Source organism: Amycolatopsis nalaikhensis (assembly GCF_030264295.1).
GTDB classification, from domain to species: Bacteria; Actinomycetota; Actinomycetes; order Mycobacteriales; family Pseudonocardiaceae; genus Amycolatopsis; species Amycolatopsis nalaikhensis.
The window spans coordinates 10184258-10207814 of record NZ_CP127173.1; the positions used below are offsets into that span (position 1 = coordinate 10184258).

A 23557-nucleotide genomic window follows, 5' to 3' on the forward strand; every position below is an offset into this window, starting at 1 on the left:
GGGCACGACCGGGCGTCATCACTTCGTAGGACGCGGGCCGGTCACGCGATGTGCTGGGATGACCGGGTGCACGTCCCCCGCCTGCGGTCGCTGCCGGTGTGGCAGCAGGACGCCCTGATCGCGCTGGTCACCTGGGTGGCCGGGGCCCTCGTCTACACCGCGGGCATCCACCGGCTGCTCACGAGCCACGACCACGCGCCGCTGTGGGTGCGGCTGCTGGAGCTGACCGCGCTGTGCGGGCTGGAGCTGCTGCGCCGCCGGGTGCCGTGGGCGCTGCTCCTGGCGACGGCGGTGCTGGCCGTCGACATCTGGATCAGCCCGTCGCTGCCGGTGGTCGTCATCTTCACGGACTTCCTGTACGCGGCGACGTTGTACGGCTCCCGGCGCATGAGCCGCGTGATGATCGGCGTCGCGGCGTTTTCGGTGGTCGGCGTGCTGTCGGCGGTGCTGCTGCTGGGCCAGGAGTGGCGCACGGCGGTGCTGGCCGCGGTGAGCGTGCTGCCGTTCGTGCTGACGCCGGTGTGGTGGGCGGCGAACGTCCGGCAGCAGCGCGACATCGCCGAGACCGAGCGGGCGAACGCCGGGCAGCTGGCGAAGATCGCGGAGCTCGACCGGAAGGCCGCGGTGGCCGCCGAGCGCGGGCGGATGGCGCGTGACCTGCACGACGTCATCGCCGGGCACCTGTCGGCGATCGCGATCCAGTCGGAGGCCGCGTTGTCGATGCCGGACGCGAAGGTGGCGAGGGCCGTGCTGGAGTCGGTACGGGAGAACAGCGTGAGCGCGCTGGAGGAGATGCGGGCGATGATCGGGCTGCTCAAGGCCGAGGGCGACGCGGAGACGACGGCGCCCGCGCGGCTGGCGGAACTGTCCAAACTGGTCGAATCGGCGCGGGCGAGCGGGCTCGAGGTGCGCGTCGAGTCCACAGTGGAGGGACTGCCGCTGCCGGCGGCGGTCGACCTGACGGCGTACCGGATCACCCAGGAGGCACTGACGAACGCGGTGAAGCACGCCCCGGGCGGCCGGGTCGCGGTGGACATCCGCGTCCGGGAGGGGGTGCTGGCGGTCGAGGTCCGCAACGACGTCCGGCGCCCGCACCGGGCCGACGGCGCCGGAACGGGCCTGCTGAACATGCGCGAGCGGGCGGCCGCGGTCGGCGGCGAGCTGACCGCGGGCCCGGCGGGCGAGGGCTGGCTGGTCCGCGCCGAACTGCCGGTGAGCCCCCGATGACCGTCACCGTCCTGGTCGCCGACGACCACAGCGCCATCCGCACCGGGCTCACCATGATCCTCGCCAACGCCGAGGGCATCGAGGTCGTCGGCGAGGCCGCCGACGGGGCCGCCGCCGTCCGGCAGGCCCGCGCGCTCCGCCCGGACGTCACCCTGATGGACGTCCGGATGCCGGGCACGGACGGCATCGCCGCCACCCGCGAACTGGTCACCGAGGGGCTGTCGCAGGTCCTGGTGCTGACCACCTTCGACCTCGACGAGTACGTGCACGCCGCGCTGCGGGCCGGGGCCGCCGGGTTCCTGCTCAAGTCCGTCGAGGCACCCCGGCTGGTCGAGGCCGTGAAGCTCGTCGCGGCGGGCGACGGCGTGCTCGCCCCGCCGGTCACCCGGCGGCTGATCAGCGCGTTCGCCGCGGCCAGCCGGGAACCCGCGCCCGTCCCCCGGGGCCTGGCCGAGCTGACCGAGCGCGAACGCGAGGTGCTCGCCTGCCTCGGCGCCGGGCTGTCCAACGCCCAGATCGGCACCCGGCTGCACATCGGCGAGACCACGGTGAAGACGCACGTCTCCCGCGTCCTGACCAAGCTCGACCTGCGCTCCCGCGTGCAGGCGGCGATCATCGCGCAGGAGAACGGGCTGGCCGCCGCCGATCTGCGGGAAACCCCGTGACCTTTTAACTTCTCCTCATGGGTGTGCGGAGAACGTTGAACGTGGACGAGGTCCTGGCGCGCCAGGACTCCGGTGAGCTCAAGCGGCGGCTGCGCGGACGCGACCTGGTCGGGTTCGGCGTCGGCATCATCATCGGCACCGGCATCTTCACCCTCGCGGGCGTCGAGGCGAAGACGCACGCCGGGCCGGCCGTGACGCTGTCGTTCGTGCTCGGCGCGGTCGTCGCCGGGCTCGCGGCGCTCTGCTACGCCGAGCTCGCCTCCAGCGTCCCGACGGCGGGAAGCGCTTACACCTACGCCTTCGCCACCCTCGGCGAGGTCTTCGCCTGGATCATCGGCTGGGACCTGCTGCTGGAGTTCGCCCTCGGCGCGGCCGTCGTGTCGCGCGGCTGGTCGGGCTACCTGGCGAACCTGCTCGGGCTGTCGCCGGACTGGTTCGGCGAGGACGCGAAGGTCAACATCGGCGCGGTGCTCATCATCGGCGTGCTGACCGTGGTCGCCGTGCTGGGCATCAAGGAGTCGGCGTGGCTGACCAACCTGCTGGTGTGCGTGAAGGTCGCGGTCTGCGTGCTCGTCCTCGCCGTCGGCCTGTTCTTCGTCAAGGGCGCGAACCTGACGCCGTTCATCCCGCCCGCGCAGGCGCCCGAGGGCGGGTCGACGGTGCTGGAGCAGCCGATCGTGCAGGCCGCGCTCGGCCTGGAGCAGTCGGTCTACGGCATCGCCGGGATGGTCACCGCGGCCGCGGTCGTGTTCTTCGCCTACACCGGGTTCGAAGCGCTCGCGAACCTCGGCGAGGAGACGCTGAACCCGCGCAAGGACCTGCGCGTCGGCATCCTCGGCGCGCTGGGCGTGTGCGCGCTGCTCTACATCGGCGTGTCGATCGTGCTGACCGGCATGATCCCGTTCACCGACATCGACACGGGCGCGCCGCTGGCCGACGCGTTCGACCGGGTCGGCCAGCACTGGGTGGGCGCGCTGATCTCGCTCGGCGCGGTGACCGGGCTGACGTCGGTGATGATGGTCGAGCTGGTGACGATCGGCCGGATCGGCTTCGCGATGGGCCGCGACGGCCTGCTGCCGAAGGCGCTCGGCACCGCGCACCCGCGCTGGGGCACCCCGCACCGGATGACCATCGGCGGCGCGGCGCTGATCGCCGTGCTGGCCGCGTTCATCCCGATTTCGGAGCTGGCCGACATGGTGAGCATCGGCGCGCTGTCGGCGATGATCATCGTGGCGGTGGCGGTCCCGGTGCTGCGCCGCCGCCGTCCCGACCTCGACCGGCCGTTCCAGGTGCCGTTCTCGCCGGTGGTGCCGATCGTGGCGGCGCTGGCGTGCCTGTACCTGATGCTCAACCTCAACGTGCTGACCTGGATCCGGTTCGCGGCGTGGCTGGCGGTCGGCCTGGTGATCTACTTCGCCTACGGCCGCAGGCATTCCCGCTTCGCGACGCCCGAGGTCAGTCCCAGTAGGACGGACTGAGCCCGGCGACGCGGACGGCCTCCCGGACCACCGCGGCCTGGTCGGCGTCGACGACGACGAGCACCCCGAGCCCGGCCAGCGCGGCGGTCACCCACTCGAGCGGCTGGTCGTGGATCCCGTTGTCCCCGAAGGACGCGTAGGTGTCCACAACGGACAGCAGGGTGCCCTCGGCCCCGATCCGGATGCCCGCGAGCAGCACGAAGTGCCCACCGGGCGGCCGCCACCGGGAAGTCCACAGTGGCGGGACGCCGGTGTCGAGGTAGTCGAGCAGGGCGCGTTCGGGCGTGTCGTGGGCGCCGAGTTCGGCGGCGTCGATCCGGGCGACGACGGCGACGCGCGGGACGTCCCAGAGGCCGACGAGCAGGTCGAAGAGCGACTCGGTGGTCCACTCCCCCGTCACCGGCACGACGGCGAGGGCGCCACGCGACAGGGAGCCGACGGCGGTCGCCAGCGCGGAGGCCCGCGTACCGGCGGCGGCCGGATCGTCGACGACGGGAACCGGAAGCCGGAACTCGCCCCGCCCCACCTCACCGGGAGGGAGCACGACGGGCCCGCGAACGGAGCCCGCGGCGACGGCGACGGCGTCCTGGTCGGGCACGTCGACCCCGGCGGCGCGCAAGGCCGCGAGGCCGCAGAAGGCCGCGGCCAGGCCGTCTTTCTGGGGCAGTTCAGCCTGGGCGGTGGCGGCCAGCCGGGCCCCGCCCGGCAGCCACCGCACCCCGGACAGGTCGAGCTGCCCGCCGTCGATCCCCGATGACATCGGTCCCCTCAGCGGTCTCCCGGATTCGCCAAGGCCATTGTCCCAGCCTTCAGTAACGCCAGAGGTGGGCGGCCACGATCTCGTCGGCGGTGCGGTCGGCGGCCCAGGCGGCATCGGAGGCCCGGACGGCGCGGAAGGCCCCGAGCAGGTCGTCCCCGAGCACCCCGGCAACGCGCGGCGAAGCGAGCAGGGCGGCGTCTTGTTCGGCGGTGTCGGCGGGCAAGGGACGCACGCCGCGCGTTTCGCGTTCCCCGGCCGTCCAGCTGCCGGGATCCTCGCCGATGGGGTCGGGCAGCGCGGGTCGGTCGTCGAGCCCGGCCATCCCGGCGGCGAGCACGACGGCGAGGGCGAGATAGGGGTTGGCGGAGGCGTCGGAGGTCTTCGAGCTCGACGTTGGCGTGGTCGGAGCCGGCGATGTACCGAAGCGGCGCTTCGCGGTTCTCGACGCCCCAGAAGGCGTAGGCGCCCGCGAAGTAGCCGGGCCGCAGCCGCATGGTGGACGGCACGCTCGGAGCGGTGATCGCGGTCAGCGCGGGAAGGTCCCGCAGCAGCCCGGCGAGGTACCCGGAGTCCGGGTCTTCGAGGAGGTTTTGCCCCTTCCGCCGCACGGAGGTGTGCAGGTGCCAGCCGTTCCCGGCGGCCCCGAGCCCGACAAGGGGCGCGAAGGAGACGACAAGGCCGTGGGCATGAGCGGCGGCGTGGATGGTCTGCCGGGCGAGCAGCTGGTCATCGGCGGCGGAGACGGGATCGGTGGCGCCGAGGGAGAGTTCGATCTGGGCGACGCCGTACTCGGCGTGCAGCTGCCCGATCCGCAGCCCGTTGGCGGCGAAGTCGTGGAGGAGGGAGGCGACGAAGCCGTCGAGCGGGACGAGGGCGTGGGGACTGTAGGCGGGCCCGGGATGGCCGGGGCTGGTCAGGACGTCGGAGCTTCCCGGCGGGGGCGACGGCGAACTCGAGCTCGTACCCGGCCCGGAACTCCAGGCCACGTTTCGAGGCTTCGGCGACCTGCCGTTCGAGGACGGAGCGCTGACAGTAGGGCCACGGATCGCCGTCTTGGGTGAACTGCCGGACGGGAGCCCAGGCGAGGGCGGGCTGCCCGGCGAGCCGCCGCAGCCGATCGACGACGGGAACGAGCCGGATGTCCCCGGAGGGGGTGGAGAGCCCGGAGTGCGAGTAGGTGATGGCGTCATGACTGTCGAAGACGGCGAAGAGCGAGGTGGCCCCGACCCCGCGAGTGGCGGCATCGGCGAGACCGGCGACGGGGACGATGCGAGAGCGCGGAATGCCGTTGTTGTCGGCCCAGGCGAGGTGAACCCCATAGACCCCGGCGGCCGCAAAGTCCTTCGCGGCCGCTGACGCCGCCTTGGTCATGGCATCCGCCTTCCTCCGGCCCCCGATCGGACCCCACCCATCCCGGGGGACGAGCCCCGCTTCAGCGTATCGGGCGGGTCGGACGAAACGGCCGGGAAATGCGGGCGGTGGGCCGGATGGTCCACATCACGGTGCGCCTGTGGACAAACTCGGCGGGCTGCGGGGTCTGGGCGGGCTTTCGCAGGCCTGGAGGTGTCTCGAATGACTCATTCGGGTCTTCGGAGGTCCCGAATGAGTCATTCGGGACGCTGGGCTGCCCGTCGGAGCTGCCGGGCGTCGGGGACAGAGGGCAGCCGGGCCCGCAGGAGACAGCGGGAAGCCGGTCGGTAGGCGCGGCCGGGCCCTGAGCACCCGGGCAGCGGGCGGTAAGCAACCGGAGCGGTGGGAAGCTGGCCACCAGGAGCCGGGGCCAGGCCAGCCGAGCAGCGGCCACGAGCGGCGGTCACCGCGCGGCCAGCCAGAGCGGCCGCAGGACCAGCCCCACCAGCGGGCATCACCCCGGCGGCTCCGGAGCAGGCCCAGACGACTCCCGGCTCCGCAGAGCAACCCCACCCACAACAGCAAGAGTCCCCAAAGCCTCAGCCAGGGAAGGAACCTGCCCAAGCAGGAAGAACCCCATAACCCCAGCGGTCACGGGCAGCAAAGCCAAGAGCACAGCAAACCGCCCCTGCCCCAACCGCCGAAGGACAACCTGATCCAGGGCATAGGGCACAACAGTGGACAAAACGCCCACCCCAACCCCGAGCAGCAGCATCCGTGGCGAAGACCACACTTCCCCAGTCCCCACCGCCAACGGAGACAGCACGACAGTGGCGGCAGCAAACCCGATGGCAAGGCTGTCGATCCCGGACCCATCGGAAGCGACCCGCTTACCGAGCAGGATGTACCCAGCCCAGGTAGCGGCAGCCCCGAGCGCGAAGACGACACCCCAAACAGACCCGGAAAGCTGCACATCAGCGATGGCCACAACCCCACAGGCCACCAGAACCACAGCAATCACGTCCCGCAGAGACCGCGACCCGAAAGCGGCCACCAGCACAGGCCCAGCGAACTCCATGGCGACGACAGTCCCCAGCGGAAGCCGAGCGATGGCCTCGTAGAAGAGCACGTTCATCCCGGCCGTCACGACCCCGAAGACGATCGCCAGCACCAACCGCCGCCCCCGCCACGCGGCCCGTCCGGGACGTCGCCACGCCAGCAGCACCACCGCCGCGCCCAGGCACCTCAGCCACGCCACCCCAGCCGGCGTCGCGTGGCCGAAAAGATCGACTGCGATGGCCGCGCCCGCGTACATCGAAATTCCGCTGAGAACGAACAAGAGCGGCGCGGGCACCGCCGAAAGCCGTCGTGGGGTTGTCGCCGTACTCACCTCTCCATGGTGCCTGACCACGGAAAACGTAACTCTCCGGGTATTCGTCTCCTGCATTGCGGGATCCGGTTACGGCATCCGGGGTAAATCGGCGTGACTCAGGTCCCACCGGCGCGGGAACACTTGCGAGCCGCGAAACGTCTGGAACAGTGGAAGCACGAACACGCGGAGCCGGAGGCGATCGCCGCCACCGGCATCAGTCCCGAAGTGGGCGTAGCTGGATCGATGGCACCGGGCGACCGGTGCCGGGACGGAGGGAGACCCCCATGACATCGCCGACGCTCACCCGCCCCGAACTGACCGCCGCCGACCGCTGTGACCGGTGCGGAGCTGCAGCTCAGGTACGAGCCGTCCTCGCCGGAGGTGGCGAGCTCCTCTTCTGCGGGCACCACGCCCGTGAGCACGAGGCCAAGCTCAAGGAACTGTCCGCCGACATCCAGCGGTAATCCCCCAGACGCGAAAGGCGGCCGGTGTGCACAGGCACCGGCCGCCTTTCTGCATCTTGCAAAGTGCGTGCCCAATATCACGTTATGGCCGCGAAAGGCCGTGATTCCGGACACGAAACCGGACAAGAAATCAGACAGAATCCAGTACGACCTCGAACGCCACTTCCGCGGCGCCGAGCAGCTTGACGTCGGCGCCCAGCGCCGAGCTGACGATCCGGGTGCCGCCGACCGCCCGGCTCACCAGGCTGCGCCGCCGCACCTCCGCGCCGACGCGCCGCAGCACCGCCTCCGGCAGCACCGTCAGGAGGTCGCCGAGGATCACCAGCTGCGGCCCGAGCAGGTTGACGACGTTGATCAACCCCAGCGTCAGCCACTCGGCGAACTCCGCGAGCCGCGTCAGCGCCGCCTCCGAGTCACGGCCCAGCTCGCGGAAGCTCGAACAGGATCGCGCCGCGCGGGGTGTCCTCGGGCAGCCCGAGGGCCCGGCACAGCGCCGCCTCGCCGACCTCGGTCTCCCAGCAGCCGCTGCTGCCGCAGTAGCAGGGCCGCCCGTCCGGCCGGATCACCATGTGCCCGATCTCGCCGACGTAGCCGGAACCGCCGCGCAGCGCCGAACCTTCGGCGATCACGCCGCCGCCGACCCCGACGTCCGCCGAGATGTACACCACGTCGGACGCCCCGCGGGCCGCGCCGCGCAGGTGCTCGGCGACCGCTCCGAATTCGGCGTCGTTGCCGACCAGGATCGGGATCTGCAGCACCGAGCCGAGCCGCTCGCCGAGCGCGACGTCGGTCCAGCGCAGGTTCGGGGCCTCGTGCACGTAGCCGTCAGCGCGCCGGATGACGCCGGGCACCGACACCCCGGCCGCCACCGGCGTCACGTCGAGGTCGCCGGCCAGGATGGTCGTCGACTCGATGATGTGCGTGATGACCTCGTCGGGCTGGCCCATCCGGCCGCGCAGGTTCCAGCTGTTGCGGCCCAGGATCTGCCCGCCCAGCCCGACCAGCGCGATCGCGACGTGCTCGACCTGCAGGTCGACCGCGAGCACGACCGCCGCGTGCGGCTGGGGCAGGACCAGGAGCGAGGGGCGGCCCGCCCCTCGTCCCGGCCTCGGCACCTTCTCCTCGACGACACCGGCTTCGGCGAGCCCGTCGACGAGGGTCTTGATCGTGCTCCGGTTGAGCCCCAGCTGGGTGGCCAGGGTCGCCCGGGTACTCGGCCCGCCGACGTGCAGCAGGCGGAGCAGGGTCGTGCGGTTGTGCCGGCGCACCTCGTCCGGTCGAGCAACGGGCGTGCTGGTCACGGCTTTATCATTCCACGGGCGGTTCAGCGCGCCGACGCAGCCGCGCGGCGCCGGGACAGCGCGTCGACCGTCGCGGCGAGCAGCAGGACCAGGCCGGTAACGATGTTGACCACCGCCGCGGTCTGCTTGAGCAGGCCGAGGCCGTTGATCACGACGGCGATCACGAGACCACCGACGACGGCGTCGGCCACGCGGCCCTTGCCGCCGAACAGCGACGTCCCGCCGATGACCGCCGAACCCACCGCGAACAGCAGCGTGTTGAGACCACCGGACTGCGGGCTGACCGAGCCGACCTTCGACGCGGCGACGATGCCGCCGATCGCGGCGACCGCCGAGCCGATGACGAACACGCTCGCCCGGATCTTCGGCACGTCGATACCGGCGCGGCGGGCGGCTTCCTTGTTGCCGCCGACCGCGTAGATGTAGCGGCCGTAGCGGGTCTTGTTGAGCACGTACGTGCCCGCGACCAGCAGCACCAGCACGATCGGGATGATGTACGGCACGCCCTGGATGCTGACGACCGCCTTGTTCGGCGAGCGGTTGATGGTCAGCAGCCAGGTGCCCAGCGCCGACAGCACGACGAGCGCGGCGACCTTGGCCACGACGAGCGGGGTCGGCTGGACGACCAGGCCGCGCTGGAGCCGCTTGAAGTGGCTGAGCAGCGAGATCACCGCGAAGCCGCCGGCGGCGACCAGGAAGAAGATCCAGCTGCCCAGGATGTTCAGGTTGCCGTTCGCGATCTTGTACAGCACGTCGGAGTTGGTGATGCCGATCGTGCCGCCCTCACCGATGAACTGCAGCAGGACACCCTGCCAGACGATGTACAGCGCCAGGGTCACGACGAAGGACGGCATGCCGATCTTCGACACGAGGAAACCGGTGATGCAGCCGATCGCCGTGCCGACGCAGATGGCCAGCAGGATCTCGAGCCACGGGTTGCCCGGGATGCCGATCGCGACGATCAGCAGGCCGACCAGCGACAGCGCGGCGCCGGGCCAGATCCGCTGGTAGGCCGAGAGCAGCATGGCCACCGCGAGCACTCCGATGAACGTGATGAACACGCCGGAACCCATGGTGCCCAGCAGGTTCCCGTTGTGCACGAAGTGCAGGGCCATCACCGACGCCGCGACACCGGAGGCGGTACCGGCGGCGAGGTCGATCTCGCCGAGCAGCAGCACGAACACGATGCCCATGGCGATGATGATCACGCCGGCGCCCTGCGGGAACAGGTTCGCGATGTTGGCCAGGGTGAAGAAGTTGTCCGACAGGGCGCTGAAGAGGATGACCAGCACGAGCAGGCCGAACAGCGACGGCAGCGCGCCGAGCTCGCCGGCGCGCAGCCGGGCGAAGTAGTCGCGGATCGCTTCGCCGGTTGACATCGATGTCGTGTCGATGCCGAAGTCGGAGATCGCCGCGGTGGGGTTCTGGGTCTGCGCGAGCGCTTCCGCGGCCGGGGTGTCGACCTCGTGCTTCGCAGGGGTTTCAGTCATTTCCGGTTCTTTCTTCCCGCTCACAGGACCACGGCTTCGGGCCGGGCCAGACCGAGGTCACCGGAGCGACCCGCGGTGATCAGCTCCACGACCTGGCCGTGGGTGACGTCCTTCGTGTGCACCTCGGCGACGAGGCGGCCGAGGTAGAGCACCGCGATGCGGTCGGCGACCTCGAAGACGTCGGCCATGTTGTGGCTGATCAGGACGACACCGAGGCCCTGCTCGGCCAGCCGGCGGACGAGGTCGAGCACCTGCCGGGTCTGCGCGACACCGAGCGCGGCGGTCGGCTCGTCGAGCACGACGACCTTGCTGTTCCACAGCACCGACTTGGCGATGGCGACGGTCTGGCGCTGCCCGCCGGACAGCGAGGAGACCGGCGTCCGGACCGACTTCACGGTGCGGACCGACAGGGAGGCCAGCGTCTCGCGGGCGGCCTTCTCCATGCTGGCCTCGTCCAGCTTCCACGCGCTGCCGCGCTCGCGGCCGAGGAACATGTTCTGCACGATGTCGAGGTTGTCGGCGAGCGCGAGGTCCTGGTACACGACCTCGATGCCGAGCTCCGCCGCGTCCTTCGGACCGCGGATGTGGGCGTCTTTCCCGTTGAACCGCACGGCCCCCGAGTCGTACGGGTGGATGCCGGCGATGCACTTGACGAGGGTCGACTTGCCGGCGCCGTTGTCGCCGACCAGTGCGGTCACTTCACCCGCACGCACGTCGAAGTCCACGTCGTGGAGGACGTGGACGGGGCCGAAGCTCTTGTTCAGGCCCTTGATCTCGAGGATGGGCTCACTCATGGCTGGCTTTTCTCCTGGGTGGGTACCGGGCCGGGACGCGCCGTCGGGGTGCGCGTCCCGGCCCGGCTGTTCATGGGGTACTGCGGGCTCAGGAGATGCCGAGCGAGCTGCACTTGGCGGCGAGGTCGCCGCCGCAGATTTCGCTCGCCTTCACGTAGCCCTGGGTCACGACGGTCTTGATGTCCTTCTCCAGGATCGTCGTCGGGGTGAGCAGCACGGACTTGATGTCGCGGTTGTTCTTCGGGTCGTGCAGCTTGCCCGTCGCGATGGCGTCCGCGGCGGCCGTGTCACCCTTGGCCAGGGCGGCGGCCAGCTTGGCGGTGGCCTCGGCCTCTTCCTTGATCGGCTTGAAGACCGTCATGTACTGGTCGCCGCGCATGACCGCCATCAGGCCGTCGGCGGTCGCGTCCTGGCCGGTGACCGGGACCTTCCCGTTGAGGCCGTTCTTCTTGAGGATGGTGATGACCGCGCCGGCCAGGCCGTCGTTCGCCGCGACGACGCCGTCGACCTTGCCGCCGTTGGCGGTGAAGATCTGCTCGAACGTCGTGCCGCCGAGCTGGTTGTCCCAGTCGTTGATCGGCTGCTTCTGGATGCGCTTCAGGGTGCCCGCCGAGAACAGCGGCTCGAGGACGGAGTCCTGGCCCTTGGTGAACAGCGTCGCGTTGTTGTCGGTCGGGGCGCCCTCGATCTGGACGACACCCGCGCCCGGCTTGCTCTTCAGCGCGTCCGCCATGGCCTGGCCCTGCAGCTGGCCGACCTTCTCGTTGTCGAACGAGACGTAGTAGTCGGCGGAGCCGCCGAGGCTCGGGCGGTCGTAGTCGATGACCGGGATGCCCGCGCCCTTCGCCTTCGCCTCGACGGCGGCACCGACGGCCGGGTCGGACGGGGCGATGATCAGGGCCTTGACGCCGGAGCTGATGAAGCCGTCGGCCAGGGTGGTGAACTTCTGGGCGTCACCCTGGGCGTTCTGGATGTCGGCCTCGAAGCCCTGCGCCGTCAGCGCGGCCTGGAGCATCGGCTTGTCGAAGGCCTCCCAGCGCGCCGAGGTGGCGGTCTCCGGGAGGATGACGCCGACCTTGCCGTTGGCACCGCCGCCGGCCTGCGCGGACGAGGAAGCGGAGCTGCTTCCCGTGCCCCCGCTGTCTGAACTGTTGGCACCGCAAGCGGTCAGCACCAGGCCGGTGCTCACCGTGGCGGCGAGGAGGGTAAGGGTTCTGCTGCGCATCCTCGTTCCTTCCGGATCCAAGCATTGGTGACGAGCGGGCCGTCGACGTCGTCTCGGGCCCTGCGGGGCGGTGATCCGGAGGGTCCCGGCGCACCGACGCGCATATGTTGTGGGCGACAACATATGCCGCTGAGCGGCTGCGGGGAAGATAGCTGGATCGATTAAATGACACCAATTGGACACGGTTCGGCAACACGGGCTGAACCTCGCCCGGAAAGAGTAGATCCGCTGACGATGTGATCGCCAGCACTCACGGTGTGTTACATCCGGGTTTCGTGCGGGCCTGACGCTACTCCGGCGGTGGACACCGAGCGCAACCCGTGGCGAACCCACGTGCCCGGCGGGTGATTGGTCGCCGACTTGCGAAGTTCGGGCGGGAAAGTGCCCGTTGCGCCACTCGTGCGGGGACGTCCGGGCACGGTGGCGGTGACGGAATGGCACGGAGCGTCACAGAGGGACTGGAGGCGGCCGGGAACGGACGGTGATCGCCAACTTCAGCCACCCGGGCGACACCCACCAGCTCCTCGACTGCCGCACGGCCTCGGTCCCCAGCGCCCCAAGGCCACATTGGGTGCGTCAGACGCAACCAAGGCGGCCTTCGGTGCGTGAGACGCAACGAAGGCCACATTGGGGCGCTTGAGCCGGGCCGGAGTGCGGGAGGCGGGCGGGTCGGAGGGCGCGACCTACCAGGACCGGAGCGTGACTATCCGCTCCTCCAGCTGCTCCACCGTCGCCATCGCCGTCACCGGGCCGCCGCACACCCGGCGCAGCTCGTTGTGGATCGCGCCGTGGGGCTTCTTCGTGCGGTGGTGGTACATCCCCACCAGCGCGTTCAGCTCCTTGCGCAACGCGCCCAGCCGCTCGCTCACCGACTGCGGGCGTGCCGTGGGTGGCGGTGCTTCCTCCTTGGCGGGCTTGCGGCGCTTCTCGTCCGCGATCTGCTCTTCCTGCCGCTTGCGCAGCAGCGCCCGGACCTGGTCCGGCTCCAGCAGCCCCGGCAGCCCGAGGTACTCCTGCTCCTCGTCGGACCCCGAGAACACCGCCGTGCCGAACGAGTTGCCGTCGTAGATGACCTGGTCCAGCTCGGCCGAGGCGCCCAGCGAGGTGAACGCCTTCTCCTCCTCGCCCGGCTCGTCCTCGGTGCGGTTGGCCTGGGCCAGGAGCTCGTCCTCCCAGCCCTCCTTCTCGCGGTGCGGCTTGCCCAGCACGTGGTCGCGCTGCGCCTCCAGCTCGCTCGCCAGCTCCAGCAGCACCGGCACCGACGGCAGGAACACGCTCGCCGTCTCGCCCTTCTTGCGGGCCCGCACGTAGCGGCCGATCGCCTGGGCGAAGAACAGCGGGGTCGACGCGCTCGTCGCGTACACCCCCACCGCCAGCCGCGGGACGTCGACGCCTTCCGAGACCATCCGGACCGCGATGATCCAGCGTTCCTTCGTCTCGGAGAACTCCTTGATCCGGCCCGACGCCTTGGGGTCGTCCGAAAGCACCAGCGTCGGCGTCTCGCCCGAGATGCGCTCCAGGATCTTCGCGTACGCCCGCGCCGTCTCCTGGTCGGTCGCGATGACCAGGCCGCCGGCGTCCGGCACGTGCTGGCGGACCTGCGACAACCGGGTGTCCGCGGCCTGCAGCACCGCCGGGATCCACTCGCCCGCCGGGTCGAGCGCCGTGCGCCACGCCCGGGCGTTCTGCTCCGCCGTCAGCGGCTCGCCGAGCCGCGCCGTGAACTCCTCGCCCGCGCTCGTGCGCCAGGACGCCTCACCCGAGTACGCGAGGAACACGACCGGCCGGACCACGCCGTCGGCCAGCGCGTCCGCGTAGCCGTACGTGTGGTCGGCCTTGCTGCGCTGGAAGCCGCCCGCGTCCGGCTCGTAGGTGACGAACGGGATGGCCGAGTCGTCGGAGCGGAACGGCGTCCCGGTGAGCGCCAGGCGCCGGACGGCCGGGGTGAACGCCTCGCGGATCGCGTCGCCCCAGGACTTCGCGTCGCCGCCGTGGTGGATCTCGTCGAGGATCACCAGCGTCTTGCGGTTCTCCGTGCGCACCCGGTGCAGCGTCGGGTGCGCCGCGACCTGCGCGTACGTCACCGCGACGCCGTTGTAGTCCGACGAGGTGACGCCGGTGGTGTTGCGGAAGTTCGAGTCGATGTCGATCCCGGCCGCCGCGGCCGAGGCCGCCCACTGGTGCTTGAGGTGCTCGGTCGGGGTGACGATGGTGACCGCCTCGATCGTGCGGTCGCTCAGCAGCTCCGCGGCGATCCGCAGGCCGAACACCGTCTTGCCGGCACCGGGCGTCGCCACCGCGAGGAAGTCCTTCGGCTTCTGCGTCAGGTACTTGGTGAGCGCCCGCCGCTGCCACGCCCGCAGCGGGCGCGCGGTCGAGTCCTTCTCCGCGGGAGGCGCCCCGAGCTGCGTCTCCGTCATGCCGGTCCTCCCCCTCGCTCATGCCTTTGACGTGCGAAAACCCTCACTGTGGTACCGACTTCTGCGTCATTGACCGGTCGGCGACTGCGGTGAGGGCACTGGAGCGAGTCTACCGGCCGGGTCCGACAGTTCCGGGCACCGGCACGGGTGATGTCGGCCGACACGCCCGGCCGCAGGGGGTGTGACGAGCCAAATCAGCGGGGATGGACCATGCTGGACACGTCATGGGTGAGGTGCAGCCGTCCGCAGCGACGAAGGTGGCCCGCAAGGGGCCGTGGCGCCTCCTCACGCGCACGCTCGCCAAGGCCTGGGACGGCAACATCTTCTCCGAGGCCGCCGAAGCCGCCTTCTGGCAGACGCTGTCGCTGCCCCCGCTGCTGCTCGGGCTGCTGGGCGCGCTGGGCTTCGTCGGCGAGTGGTTCGGCAACGGCGTCGTGTCCGCCGTGCACGACCGCATCATCGGCTTCTGCCGGACGGTCTTCAGCACCAACGCCGTGCAGGACATCATCGAACCGACGGTGAACAGCATCCTCACCGTCGGCAAGGGCGAGATCGTCTCGGTCGGCTTCCTCATCTCGCTGTGGGCGGGCTCGTCGGCGATGTCGTCGTTCGTGGACGCGATCACTGTCGCCCACGACCAGTACGGCGTCCGCAACGACGTCTGGCAGCGGATCTTCGCGCTCCTGCTCTACCTGTGCGGCCTGGTGATCCTGGTGGTCGGGCTGCCGCTGCTGGCGATCGGCCCCGACCTGCTGCCGGAGTTCTTCCCGGCCGACTGGCGCCCCACCGTGACGTCGTGGGTGAGCGCGCTCTACTTCCCCGCTCTCGGCGCGATGATCACCCTCGCGCTGACCACGCTGTACAAGCTCGCGCTGCCGCGGAAGCTGCCGTGGCACCGCGGCCTGCCGGGCGCGGTGCTGGCGATGGTCGTGTTCCTGCTGTCCTCGGTCGGCCTGCGCGTCTACCTGAACTGGATCACCAAGACCGGCTACACCTACGGGGCGCTGGCCGCGCCGATCGCGTTCCTGCTGCTGATGTTCTTCATCGGGCTCGCCGTGGTCGGCGGCGCGTACTTCAACAGCGCCATCCAGGAGCTGTGGCCGGCGAAGGCGACGCGGCGGCAGCGGCGCAAGTGGCGGCGGCTGGAGATGGAACGCGCCTCCGAGCGGCTGCGGTCGGAAGAGGGCCGCAAGCTGTGGGACCGCTCGACCACGCCGCTGCGCCGCCCGCGCGCCGAAGACGTCTCCCCCAACGGCGCCACACCGTCCGAAGAGGACGAGCCGTCACCCAGCGCGCCGGAACCGGCACCCAGCGCTGCTCAGGGTCGGCGGTCCACCCCGCGGACGACCCGGAATCAACCTCCAGACTGAGTCGCTCCTCAGGAACGGCGTGAAAAGCTGCCCCCGTCACTGACGCAGGCGTCGGTCGCCGCGTCGTTCCCGAGGGGGTTTCCCGAGTCATGTCCGTGCTGGCCAGATTGAGCCTGCGCAACCGAAGCCTGATCGGCCTGCTCGCGCTGGTCGTCGTCGGCTTCGGGGCTTTCGCGCTGCCGCAGATCAAGCAGCAGCTGTTCCCGTCCCTGCAGTTCCCGCAGGCCCAGATCGTCACCGCGTACGCGGGCGCGTCGCCGGACGCGGTCGACCGGCAGGTCAGCGAGCCCCTCGAAGGCGCGCTGCAGGGGCTGAAGGGCCTCGAGGACGTCACGTCGACCTCGTCGGACGGCGTTTCGCGGGTCGTCGCGCGGTTCGAGTTCGGCACCGACATCGACGGTGCCGTCCAGCAGATCCAGCAGGTCGTGAACCAGGTCCGGCCGCGGCTGCCGCAGAACTCCGAGCCGTCGGTGTCGGCGGGCAGCACCGACGACCTGCCCGTGGTGCTGGTCGCCGCGGGCACCACCGGCGACCCGCAGGCCCTCGCGCCCGCGCTGACCGACCAGGTCGCCCCGGAGCTGCGGAAGATCGACGGCGTCCGCACGGTGACCGTCACCGGCGTGCGGCAGCCGCGCGTCACGATCACGCTCGACTACGCGAAGCTCGCCGCCGCCGGGGTCGACCCGACGTCGGTCGCGACGGCGCTGCAGAGTGCGGGCGCCGCGGTCCCGGCGGGCACGCTGACCGAGGGCGGCAAGACGCTGAGCGTCCAGGTCGGCGGCGGCCAGACCACTGTGGACACGATCCGCGACCTGTACTTGACGCCGAGTGCGGCCGCGCGGGGGCGCGGCCCGGTGAAGTTGGGCGACGTCGCCGACGTCCAGTCCGGCTTCGCACCGCCGACGTCGATCACGCGCACCAACGGCAAGCCGAGCCTCGGCCTCTCGATCACCATGGTGGACAACGGGAACGCCGTCGCGATCTCCGACGCCGTCCGCGACAAGCTGCCGGACCTGGCGAAGAAGACCGGGTCCGAGATGAACGTCGTGTTCGACCAGGGCACGCCGGTCAAGGACGCGATCCACGGCCTGACCATCGAAGGCCTGCTGGGCCTGGCGTTCGCCGTCGTCGTCATCCTGCTGTTCCTGCTGTCGGTGCGTTCGACGCTGGTGACCGCCGTGTCGATCCCGCTGTCGGTGGTGGTCGCGCTGATCGCGCTGTGGACCGGCGACCTGTCGCTCAACCTGCTCACCCTCGGCGCACTGACGATCGCGATCGGACGGGTGGTCGACGACTCGATCGTCGTGCTGGAGAACATCAAACGGCATCTGGCTTACGGCGAGGCGAAGCAGCGGGCGGTGCTCGACGGCGTCCGCGAGGTGGCCGGCGCGGTGACGTCGTCCACGCTGACGACGGTCGCGGTGTTCCTGCCGATCGCGTTCGTCGGCGGGTTCGTCGGCGAGCTGTTCTCGCCGTTCGCGGTCACCGTGACGGTGGCGCTGCTGGCGTCCCTGCTCGTGTCGCTGACCGTGGTTCCCGTGCTGGCGTACTGGTTCCTGAAGCGGCCCACGGTTCCGGCGGACGCCATCGAAGCCGAGCGGGCGCGCGAAGCCGCCGTCGAGAAGGAGCGCCGCAGCATCCTGCAGCGCGCCTACCTGCCGGTGATCCGGTTCGCGACCAAGCGGCGGCTGACCGTGGTCCTGCTGGCGCTGCTGATCTTCGCGGGCACCGTCGGGCTCGCGACGCGGCTCAACACCAACTTCCTGGACCAGTCCGGCGGCACCACGCTGAACATGACGCAGAAGCTGCCCGCGGGCACCAGCGTCGAGGCGAAGGAGAAGGCGGCGACGGCGGTCGAGCAGGCCCTCGCGGCCGAGCCCGCCGTGGAGACCTACCAGGTCAGCGTCGGCGGGGGTGGCGCGTTCGGCTTCGGCGGTGGGACCAGCACGAGCATCTCGGTCACGGTCGCCAAGGACACCGACCTCGACGCGCTCTCGGACCGGCTTCGGTCGAAGCTGACCTCGCGGCCGGAGCTGGGCGAGATCAAGATCGGCGCGGACGCCTCCGGGTTCAACTCCGACCAGGTGTCGGTGACGGTGACCGCGCCGTCCGAGGCCGCGCTGAAGCCCGCGTCCGACCAGGTCGTGCAGGCGCTGCGCGGGGTGTCCGGGCTGACCGAGGTGAGCAGCGACCTGAGCGTCGGCGCGCCGCGGGTGCAGGTCGAGGTGGACGACGCCGCGGCCGCCGCGCGCGGGCTGTCGGCGAGCACCATCGGGCAGATCGCCAACCAGGCCATCGCCGGGCGCACGGTGACGCAGCTGCCGGTCGACGGGCAGCGCACCGACATCGTGCTGCGCGCGGGCACCGCACCGGTGACGGTCGACCAGGTGAAGGGCCTGCCGATCCCCGGTCCCGCGGGCGTCGTCCGGCTCGACGAGGTGGCGAAGGTGTCCACTGTGGACGGCCCGGCGTCGGTGCACCGCACCGGCGGCGACCTGAGCACCACGGTCACCGCGAAGAACACCGGCGACAACCTGAGCAAGACGACCGCGGACATCAAGTCCAAGTTGGACGGACTGACGTTCACCGGTGGCGCGGCGTACTCGCTCGGCGGCGTGAGCCAGGACCAGGAGGAGGCGTTCTCGAACCTGTTCCTGGCGCTGCTCGCCGCGATCGCGATCGTGTTCCTGATCATGGTGGCGACGTTCCGGAGCCTGATCCAGCCGCTGATCCTGCTGGTGTCGATCCCGTTCGCGGCGACCGGCGCGATCGGGCTGCTCCTGGCGACGGGCACCGCGTTGGGCCTGCCTGCGCTGATCGGCATGCTGATGCTCGTCGGCATCGTCGTGACGAACGCGATCGTGCTGATCGACCTGATCAACCAGTACCGCGCCGAGGGGATGAGCGTCACCGACGCCGTCACCGAGGGCGGGCGGCGGAGGCTGCGGCCGATCCTGATGACCGCGGCGGCGACGGTCTTCGCGCTGGTCCCGATGGCGCTGGGCATCACCGGCCAGGGCGGGTTCATCGGCCAGCCGCTGGCGATCGTGGTGATCGGCGGCCTGGTCACCTCGACGCTGCTGACCCTGGTCCTGGTCCCGACGCTCTACACGATGGTCGAGACCACCAAGGAACGCTTCCGCACCCGCCGGGAAGCCCGCCGCACCCCGGCGAAGGCCCCGGAGTCGGAGTCCCTGAACCCGGCCCCGACCCCCTGAGCTGAAGGGGACGTTCGTCTCATCTGACGCGCTGAAGGGGACTTTCCTCGCATCACATGCGAGGAAAGTCCCCTTCAGCTCACTGGCGGAAGCGGTAGGTCATCGAGTCGAACAGGATGCAGATGCTCGGCGACATGACGATCACCCGCAGCGTGCTGTCCCGCTCGTCGAAGTCGATGCCCTCGACCTCGAAGTTGCCGCTGCAGCCGCTGCGCAACGGCAGCTGCCCCAGCGACGTCACGTGCCCGGTGACGTCCGAGCCGTTCAGCGGCCCGGCTAGGTCGACCTGGAGCAACGGCTTCGTGGTGCCGAAGAGGCTGCCGTCCGGGTCGTCGGACGCGCAGAGCAGGCGGGTCGCGGTCTGGAAGTCGCAGCCCTGGACGTCGCGGACCGGGTGGTCGAGCCGGATCGCCGAGGCGTAGGGCAGGTTCTGGCCCGGGGTGGTGAACACCGTGCCGGGCATCGGGTGGACCAGGAGCCGGTCCATGGTGCCCCACTCCCCCGCTACCAGCCAGCGCGCGTCGGGCGAGACCGCGGCGAACGAGTTGTTGTTCGCCTCCCACGACTCCAGGTTGTGCTTGTAGTTCGCCCACGAGCCGTCCGGCGCCTGGACGCGGAAGAGCTTCGCGCCGCGGTCGTCGCGCTGGTAGGGCTCGACGTACCAGCCCTGGGCCGAACCCGGGTCGCCGACGTGGTTCCAGCCCTGCGAACTCAGGTCCGCCGGGATGGTGCCGATGCCGGTGTAGCGGATGGTGGTGCCCGAGGGCCGCACGATCGTCGCGAGGCCCTGGCTCTCGTCGAGGGCGCGCGCGGAGTCGCGGCCGACCTCGGTCCAGCCGGTGACGGCCTGGGCCAGTGCGGGTGAGACGACGGCGAGGAGGGCGGCGAGGGTGAGCACGATCCCGGTTCTGCGCATGTGCGACTCCGGTGGGTGAGGGGACCTGGCCAGGAGGATTTACCAGGACTCCCGCACCCGGCACACCCGCCGAATGAAGGTTTTTCACATTTGTTCGACGACTTGTCCGCTTCCGGACAGCGGGAAACCCCGGCGGGCGCACCCGCCGGGGGTCAGGCCGGGATCACTCCCCGGGGCGCAGCCCGTCGAAGATCTCCTTGCAGGCCGGGCAGACCGGCGACCCGGGCTTCGGCGACTTCGTCACCGGGAAGACCTCGCCGCAGAGCGCCACCACGTGAGTGCCCATGACCGCGCTCTCGGCGATCTTGTTCTTCTTCACGTAGTGGAACATCTTCGGGGTGTCGTCGTCGGTGGTGTCCGTGCCCTCGGGCGTGGTCTCCGGCTTCGTCAGCGTCTCGGTGCTCACCCGTCCATTGTGCCCGAGTCCCGCCGAACCTCGAACGAAAGCCCCTCGACCTGGCAGGATCCCCGGCATGTTCCAGAAGGTGCTCGCGACTTTCGGTTCCGGCGGCGCGCGGATCGACGCCCGGCTGCTCGACCGGACCGCCGCCCCCGGCCGTCCCCTGCACGGCGAGGTGCTGCTGGCCGGCGGCGAGGTCGACCAGGAGATCAAGGGCCTCGCCGTGACGCTGCTGGCCCGCGTCCAGGTGCCCGGCGCGGACAAGACCGAGGACCTGCCGTTCGGGACGCGGCAGCTGGTCGGGCGCGAGACGATCCGCGCGGGTCAGCAGGTGCGGGTGCCGTTCGAGCTACCCCTGCCCTGGGAGACGCCGGTGACCAGCGTCTACGCCAAGCCGCTCACCGGCATGGCGGTCGGCGTGCGGGCCGAGCTGGACCTGGCCGCGGCGGTGTCCGACCCGTTCGACGCCGACGCGGTGGCGATCGAGCCGATCCCGGCGCAGAAGCGCGTCCTCGACGCACTGAGCCGGATCGGCTTCACCTTCCGCGAGGCGATCCTCGAACAGGGCCGGATCGACGGCGCCCCGCAGCAGCTGCCGTTCTTCCAGGAGATCCGCTTCGCGCCTTCGCCGCGGTTCGCGCCGGTCTTCTCCCAGCTCGCGGTGACGTTCCTGGCGTCGCCGGAGCGCACGGACGTCGTGCTCGAGGTGACCAAGCGGGTCCGGGTGTCGAAGACCGGCGGCTTCGGCGGCCGCGGCCAGGACTTCCTCGGGATGTTCACGATGAAGCCGGACGTCGACTGGGAGAAGCAGCTCGAGGACTGGCTCGACCAGGTGGCCCGGCCGCGCGGCATCTTCGACTGACCGGAGGCGAGCCGACCCACTGGCGCCGCGGCCGGGGCGATCACCGATGATGGTCCCTCGTGACTACCGCACTCTCGCTGCACGAAGAGGTCGCCTCGGCGCTGCGTGACGGGCACCCCGTCGTCGCGCTGGAGAGCACCATCCTGTCCCACGGCCTGCCGCCGGGCCGCAACCTCGACGTCGCCCGCCGCCTCGAGCGCGTCGTGCGCGACGGCGGGGCCGTCCCCGCCACCATCGCCGTGCTCGACGGGAAGGTCGTCGTCGGGCTCTCGCCCGCCGAGCTGGAGCGGGTCTGCGCGCCGGACGCCGGGCTGGACAAGCTGTCGCTGCGGGACCTCGGCCCGGCCGTCGGCCTCGGCCGCTCCGGCGCGACGACCGTGGCGAGCACCTCGGCGCTGGCCGCCGCGGCCGGGATCGGGATGTTCGCCACCGGCGGGCTCGGCGGCGTGCACGTCGGCGCGGCGCAGTCCTGGGACGTCTCGGCCGACCTCGGCGTGCTGGCGAAGGTGCCGACCGTCGTCGTCTGCTCCGGCGTGAAGTCGGTCCTCGACATCCCGGCCACCCTCGAGGTGCTGGAGACGAACTCGGTGCCGGTGCTCGGCTACCGCACCGACGACTTCCCCGCGTTCTACCTCCGCTCGTCGGGGCACGCGGTCGGCTGGCGGGTCGACGACCCGAAGCAGGCCGCGGCCGTGATCGGCGCGCACCGCGCGTACGCGGATTCCGGTGTGCTGCTGGCGAACCCGATCCCCGAAGCGTCCGAAATGGACAAAGACCTGCACGACCGGCTGCTCGCCGAGGGCCTCGCGCTGGTGGCCGAGCAGGGCGTGCACGGCGCCGACGTCACGCCGGTGCTGCTGGAGCACTTCCACACCGCGAGCGACGGCGTGAGCACCGACGCCAACGAAGCGCTGGTGCTCAACAACGCGAAGCTCGCCGCCGAAGTCGCGGTGGCGCTGGCATGACCGGGATCGTGGTGGTCGGCGACGCGGCGCTCGACGTGATCGCCCGGCACGACAAGCCGTTGCCGCACGGCGGCGACGCCCGCGCGAAGATCCGGTTCACCGGCGGTGGTTCGGGCGCGAACACGGCGCTGTGGCTGCGGCACCTCGGCGCGGAGACGACGCTGCTCGCGCGGATCGGCGACGACCCCGGCGGCCGCCTGATCCGCGCCGAGCTGGAGGCGGCGGGCGTGCGCTGCGCGTTCGCCGTCGACCCCGAGGCGCCGACGTGCTGCGTCGTGGTGATGGTCGACGGCTCCGGCCAGCGCAGCATGCTCGCCGACCGCGGCGCGAACCAGCGCTTCGCCCCCGAGGACGTCACCCCGGAGGCCCTGGCGGGCGCGAGCCACCTGCACCTGTCCGGGTACGTGCTGCTCGACCCGCCGTCGCGGGAGGCCGGGCTCGCCGCCCTGGCGGCCGCCCGTCAAGCGGGCCTGACGACGTCGGTCGACCCGCAGGCCGCCGCGCACATCACCGACCCGGCGGCGTTCCTCGCCGACGTCCGCGGCGTCGACCTGCTGATGCCGAACACCGAAGAGCTGGTCGCGCTGACCGGCTCGGCGGACCCGGCGTCGGCCAAGGAGCTGCTCGGCACGGTCGGCGCGGTGGTCGTCACGGCCGGGCTGGACGGCGCCAGCTGGGTCGACGCCGGTGGCGTGACGAGCGTCCCGGCGGTCGAGGCGGACTGCATCGACTCGACCGGCGCGGGTGACGCGTTCGACGCGGGCGTGCTCACCGGCTGGCTGGCCGGCGAGTCCACAGTGGACGTCCTGCGGCACGGGACGCGCCTCGGCGCGCTCGCCGTCGGGAAGGTGGGCCCCCAGCCCGGCTGAGACGGCACTTTCACTGAGAAAGATGCGCCTCGGCCCCGCGGAAGCGGCACTTTCCCTACGAAAGTGCCGCTTTCAGCCGTCGATGACGCGGTGGGTGGTGCCTTCGATCGCCTTCGCCTCGCGCTGGTAGGTCGAGACCTTCTCGGACTTGCGGGGCGGGCGGTCGTTGGCGATCAGCACCGCGATCCACGGCAACGGCACCGAAATCGCCAGGAAGCCCAGCGCCAGCCACCACACGTGGTAGGTCAGCCCGGCCGCGATCAAGCACGGGATGCGGCAGCACATCATGATCACGTACTTGCGCTTGCGTGCCGCGAACTGCTCTTCGTACGACGGGGCCGCCCCGGTGATCAGCACCGGGTCCGAGTCGTTGGCGGGCGTGGTCACTGCACCACCTCCGCTGTCCATCGT

Annotated in this window: 18 protein-coding genes and 2 pseudogenes; 9 read left to right on the forward strand and 11 right to left on the reverse strand. The window is 71.1% G+C overall.

Annotated elements, in window-relative coordinates; translation table 11 throughout:
• Positions 1-48 precede the first annotated feature (48 nt).
• The 3 genes from QP939_RS49425 to QP939_RS49435 are packed head-to-tail and all read left to right on the forward strand — an operon-like array spanning position 49 to position 3370.
• A complete protein-coding gene (locus QP939_RS49425) occupies positions 49-1227 on the forward strand; it encodes a sensor histidine kinase (RefSeq protein ID WP_434219616.1) in 1179 nt (392 codons plus the stop codon).
• Positions 1224-1892 carry a response regulator gene (locus tag QP939_RS49430; RefSeq protein WP_285453890.1) on the forward strand — a complete coding sequence of 223 codons (669 nt, stop codon included), beginning with the start codon at positions 1224-1226 and terminating at the stop codon, positions 1890-1892. The genes QP939_RS49425 and QP939_RS49430 overlap by 4 nt, the downstream gene beginning before the upstream one ends.
• Before the next feature lie 41 nt (positions 1893-1933).
• Complete coding sequence (locus QP939_RS49435; protein WP_434219697.1) at positions 1934-3370, forward strand: amino acid permease; 1437 nt, start codon at positions 1934-1936, stop codon at positions 3368-3370.
• Here QP939_RS49435 and QP939_RS49440 read toward each other — a convergent pair.
• The 3 genes and pseudogenes from QP939_RS49440 to QP939_RS49450 all read right to left on the reverse strand — a co-directional run bounded on the left by QP939_RS49440 (position 3348) and on the right by QP939_RS49450 (position 6795).
• The gene (locus QP939_RS49440; RefSeq protein WP_285453892.1) at positions 3348-4130 is read right to left on the reverse strand and encodes a DUF6885 family protein; all 783 of its coding nucleotides are present in this window, start codon (positions 4128-4130) and stop codon (positions 3348-3350) included. The genes QP939_RS49435 and QP939_RS49440 overlap by 23 nt on opposite strands.
• A gap of 49 nt (positions 4131-4179) precedes the next feature.
• A pseudogene (locus tag QP939_RS49445) lies at positions 4180-5501 on the reverse strand (type I glutamate--ammonia ligase).
• A 493-nt stretch (positions 5502-5994) separates the two neighbouring features.
• Positions 5995-6795, reverse strand: coding sequence for an EamA family transporter (locus QP939_RS49450; RefSeq protein WP_285460028.1), 801 nt, complete (start codon positions 6793-6795; stop codon positions 5995-5997).
• A 341-nt stretch (positions 6796-7136) separates the two neighbouring features.
• On the opposite strand from QP939_RS49450, the gene QP939_RS49455 reads away from it, so the two are divergent.
• Entirely contained in the window at positions 7137-7316 is a 180-nt protein-coding gene (locus tag QP939_RS49455; RefSeq protein WP_285453893.1) for a DUF7455 domain-containing protein, read from the forward strand.
• Positions 7317-7446: 130 nt separating this feature from the next.
• On the opposite strand, the pseudogene QP939_RS49460 reads toward QP939_RS49455, so the two are convergent.
• From QP939_RS49460 to QP939_RS49480, 5 genes and pseudogenes are all read right to left on the reverse strand, one after another.
• Positions 7447-8617 (reverse strand): annotated as a pseudogene (locus tag QP939_RS49460) (ROK family protein).
• 23 nt (positions 8618-8640) lie between these two features.
• Entirely contained in the window at positions 8641-10107 is a 1467-nt protein-coding gene (locus QP939_RS49465; protein ID WP_285453894.1) for a sugar ABC transporter permease, read from the reverse strand.
• Positions 10108-10127: 20 nt separating this feature from the next.
• Complete coding sequence (locus tag QP939_RS49470) at positions 10128-10901, reverse strand: ATP-binding cassette domain-containing protein (protein WP_285453895.1); 774 nt, start codon at positions 10899-10901, stop codon at positions 10128-10130.
• An 88-nt stretch (positions 10902-10989) separates the two neighbouring features.
• Positions 10990-12126 carry a sugar ABC transporter substrate-binding protein gene (locus QP939_RS49475; protein WP_285453903.1) on the reverse strand — a complete coding sequence of 379 codons (1137 nt, stop codon included), beginning with the start codon at positions 12124-12126 and terminating at the stop codon, positions 10990-10992.
• 683 nt (positions 12127-12809) lie between these two features.
• A complete protein-coding gene (locus QP939_RS49480) occupies positions 12810-14546 on the reverse strand; it encodes a DEAD/DEAH box helicase (protein WP_285453904.1) in 1737 nt (578 codons plus the stop codon).
• A 224-nt stretch (positions 14547-14770) separates the two neighbouring features.
• Between QP939_RS49480 and QP939_RS49485 the strand changes: the two genes are divergently transcribed.
• Complete coding sequence (locus QP939_RS49485; protein ID WP_285453905.1) at positions 14771-15916, forward strand: YihY/virulence factor BrkB family protein; 1146 nt, start codon at positions 14771-14773, stop codon at positions 15914-15916.
• Positions 15917-16005: 89 nt separating this feature from the next.
• The gene (locus tag QP939_RS49490) at positions 16006-19134 is read left to right on the forward strand and encodes an efflux RND transporter permease subunit (protein WP_285453906.1); all 3129 of its coding nucleotides are present in this window, start codon (positions 16006-16008) and stop codon (positions 19132-19134) included.
• Between the two features lie 79 nt (positions 19135-19213).
• Here QP939_RS49490 and QP939_RS49495 read toward each other — a convergent pair whose 3' ends face one another.
• Together QP939_RS49495 and QP939_RS49500 are read right to left on the reverse strand one after the other, a co-directional pair.
• Positions 19214-20050, reverse strand: coding sequence for a hypothetical protein (locus QP939_RS49495; protein ID WP_285453907.1), 837 nt, complete (start codon positions 20048-20050; stop codon positions 19214-19216).
• Between the two features lie 163 nt (positions 20051-20213).
• Positions 20214-20456, reverse strand: coding sequence for a DUF3039 domain-containing protein (locus tag QP939_RS49500; protein ID WP_285453908.1), 243 nt, complete (start codon positions 20454-20456; stop codon positions 20214-20216).
• Positions 20457-20523: 67 nt separating this feature from the next.
• Here QP939_RS49500 and QP939_RS49505 point away from each other — a divergent pair, with 67 nt between their 5' ends.
• Genes QP939_RS49505 through QP939_RS49515 form a run of 3 tightly spaced genes read left to right on the forward strand, consistent with a single transcriptional unit; the run spans position 20524 to position 23146 of the window.
• Positions 20524-21312, forward strand: a complete 789-nt coding sequence (locus tag QP939_RS49505) for a sporulation protein (protein WP_285453909.1) — start codon at positions 20524-20526, stop codon at positions 21310-21312.
• Between the two features lie 59 nt (positions 21313-21371).
• Entirely contained in the window at positions 21372-22277 is a 906-nt protein-coding gene (locus tag QP939_RS49510; protein WP_285453910.1) for a pseudouridine-5'-phosphate glycosidase, read from the forward strand.
• On the forward strand, positions 22274-23146 hold the full coding sequence (locus QP939_RS49515; protein ID WP_285453911.1) for a carbohydrate kinase family protein: 873 nt from the start codon (positions 22274-22276) through the stop codon (positions 23144-23146). The genes QP939_RS49510 and QP939_RS49515 overlap by 4 nt, the downstream gene beginning before the upstream one ends.
• Before the next feature lie 72 nt (positions 23147-23218).
• Here QP939_RS49515 and QP939_RS49520 read toward each other — a convergent pair whose 3' ends face one another.
• Positions 23219-23533: a DUF3099 domain-containing protein gene (locus QP939_RS49520; protein ID WP_285453912.1), complete on the reverse strand. Its 315-nt coding sequence runs from the start codon at positions 23531-23533 to the stop codon at positions 23219-23221.
• Between the last annotated feature and the right edge of the window lie 24 nt (positions 23534-23557).

Bases quoted from the DNA above. Each gene is read 5' to 3' on its own strand.
- QP939_RS49425 (WP_434219616.1), top strand. From the start codon at position 49: ATGTGCTGGGATGACCGGGTGCACGTCCCCCGCCTGCGGTCGCTGCCG.
- QP939_RS49430 (WP_285453890.1), top strand. From the start codon at position 1,224: ATGACCGTCACCGTCCTGGTCGCCGACGACCACAGCGCCATCCGCACC.
- QP939_RS49440 (WP_285453892.1), bottom strand. From the start codon at position 4,130: ATGTCATCGGGGATCGACGGCGGGCAGCTCGACCTGTCCGGGGTGCGG.
- QP939_RS49450 (WP_285460028.1), bottom strand. From the start codon at position 6,795: ATGTACGCGGGCGCGGCCATCGCAGTCGATCTTTTCGGCCACGCGACG.
- QP939_RS49455 (WP_285453893.1), top strand. From the start codon at position 7,137: ATGACATCGCCGACGCTCACCCGCCCCGAACTGACCGCCGCCGACCGC.
- QP939_RS49465 (WP_285453894.1), bottom strand. From the start codon at position 10,107: ATGACTGAAACCCCTGCGAAGCACGAGGTCGACACCCCGGCCGCGGAA.
- QP939_RS49470 (WP_285453895.1), bottom strand. From the start codon at position 10,901: ATGAGTGAGCCCATCCTCGAGATCAAGGGCCTGAACAAGAGCTTCGGC.
- QP939_RS49475 (WP_285453903.1), bottom strand. From the start codon at position 12,126: ATGCGCAGCAGAACCCTTACCCTCCTCGCCGCCACGGTGAGCACCGGC.
- QP939_RS49480 (WP_285453904.1), bottom strand. From the start codon at position 14,546: ATGACGGAGACGCAGCTCGGGGCGCCTCCCGCGGAGAAGGACTCGACC.
- QP939_RS49485 (WP_285453905.1), top strand. From the start codon at position 14,771: ATGGGTGAGGTGCAGCCGTCCGCAGCGACGAAGGTGGCCCGCAAGGGG.
- QP939_RS49490 (WP_285453906.1), top strand. From the start codon at position 16,006: ATGTCCGTGCTGGCCAGATTGAGCCTGCGCAACCGAAGCCTGATCGGC.
- QP939_RS49495 (WP_285453907.1), bottom strand. From the start codon at position 20,050: ATGCGCAGAACCGGGATCGTGCTCACCCTCGCCGCCCTCCTCGCCGTC.
- QP939_RS49505 (WP_285453909.1), top strand. From the start codon at position 20,524: ATGTTCCAGAAGGTGCTCGCGACTTTCGGTTCCGGCGGCGCGCGGATC.
- QP939_RS49515 (WP_285453911.1), top strand. From the start codon at position 22,274: ATGACCGGGATCGTGGTGGTCGGCGACGCGGCGCTCGACGTGATCGCC.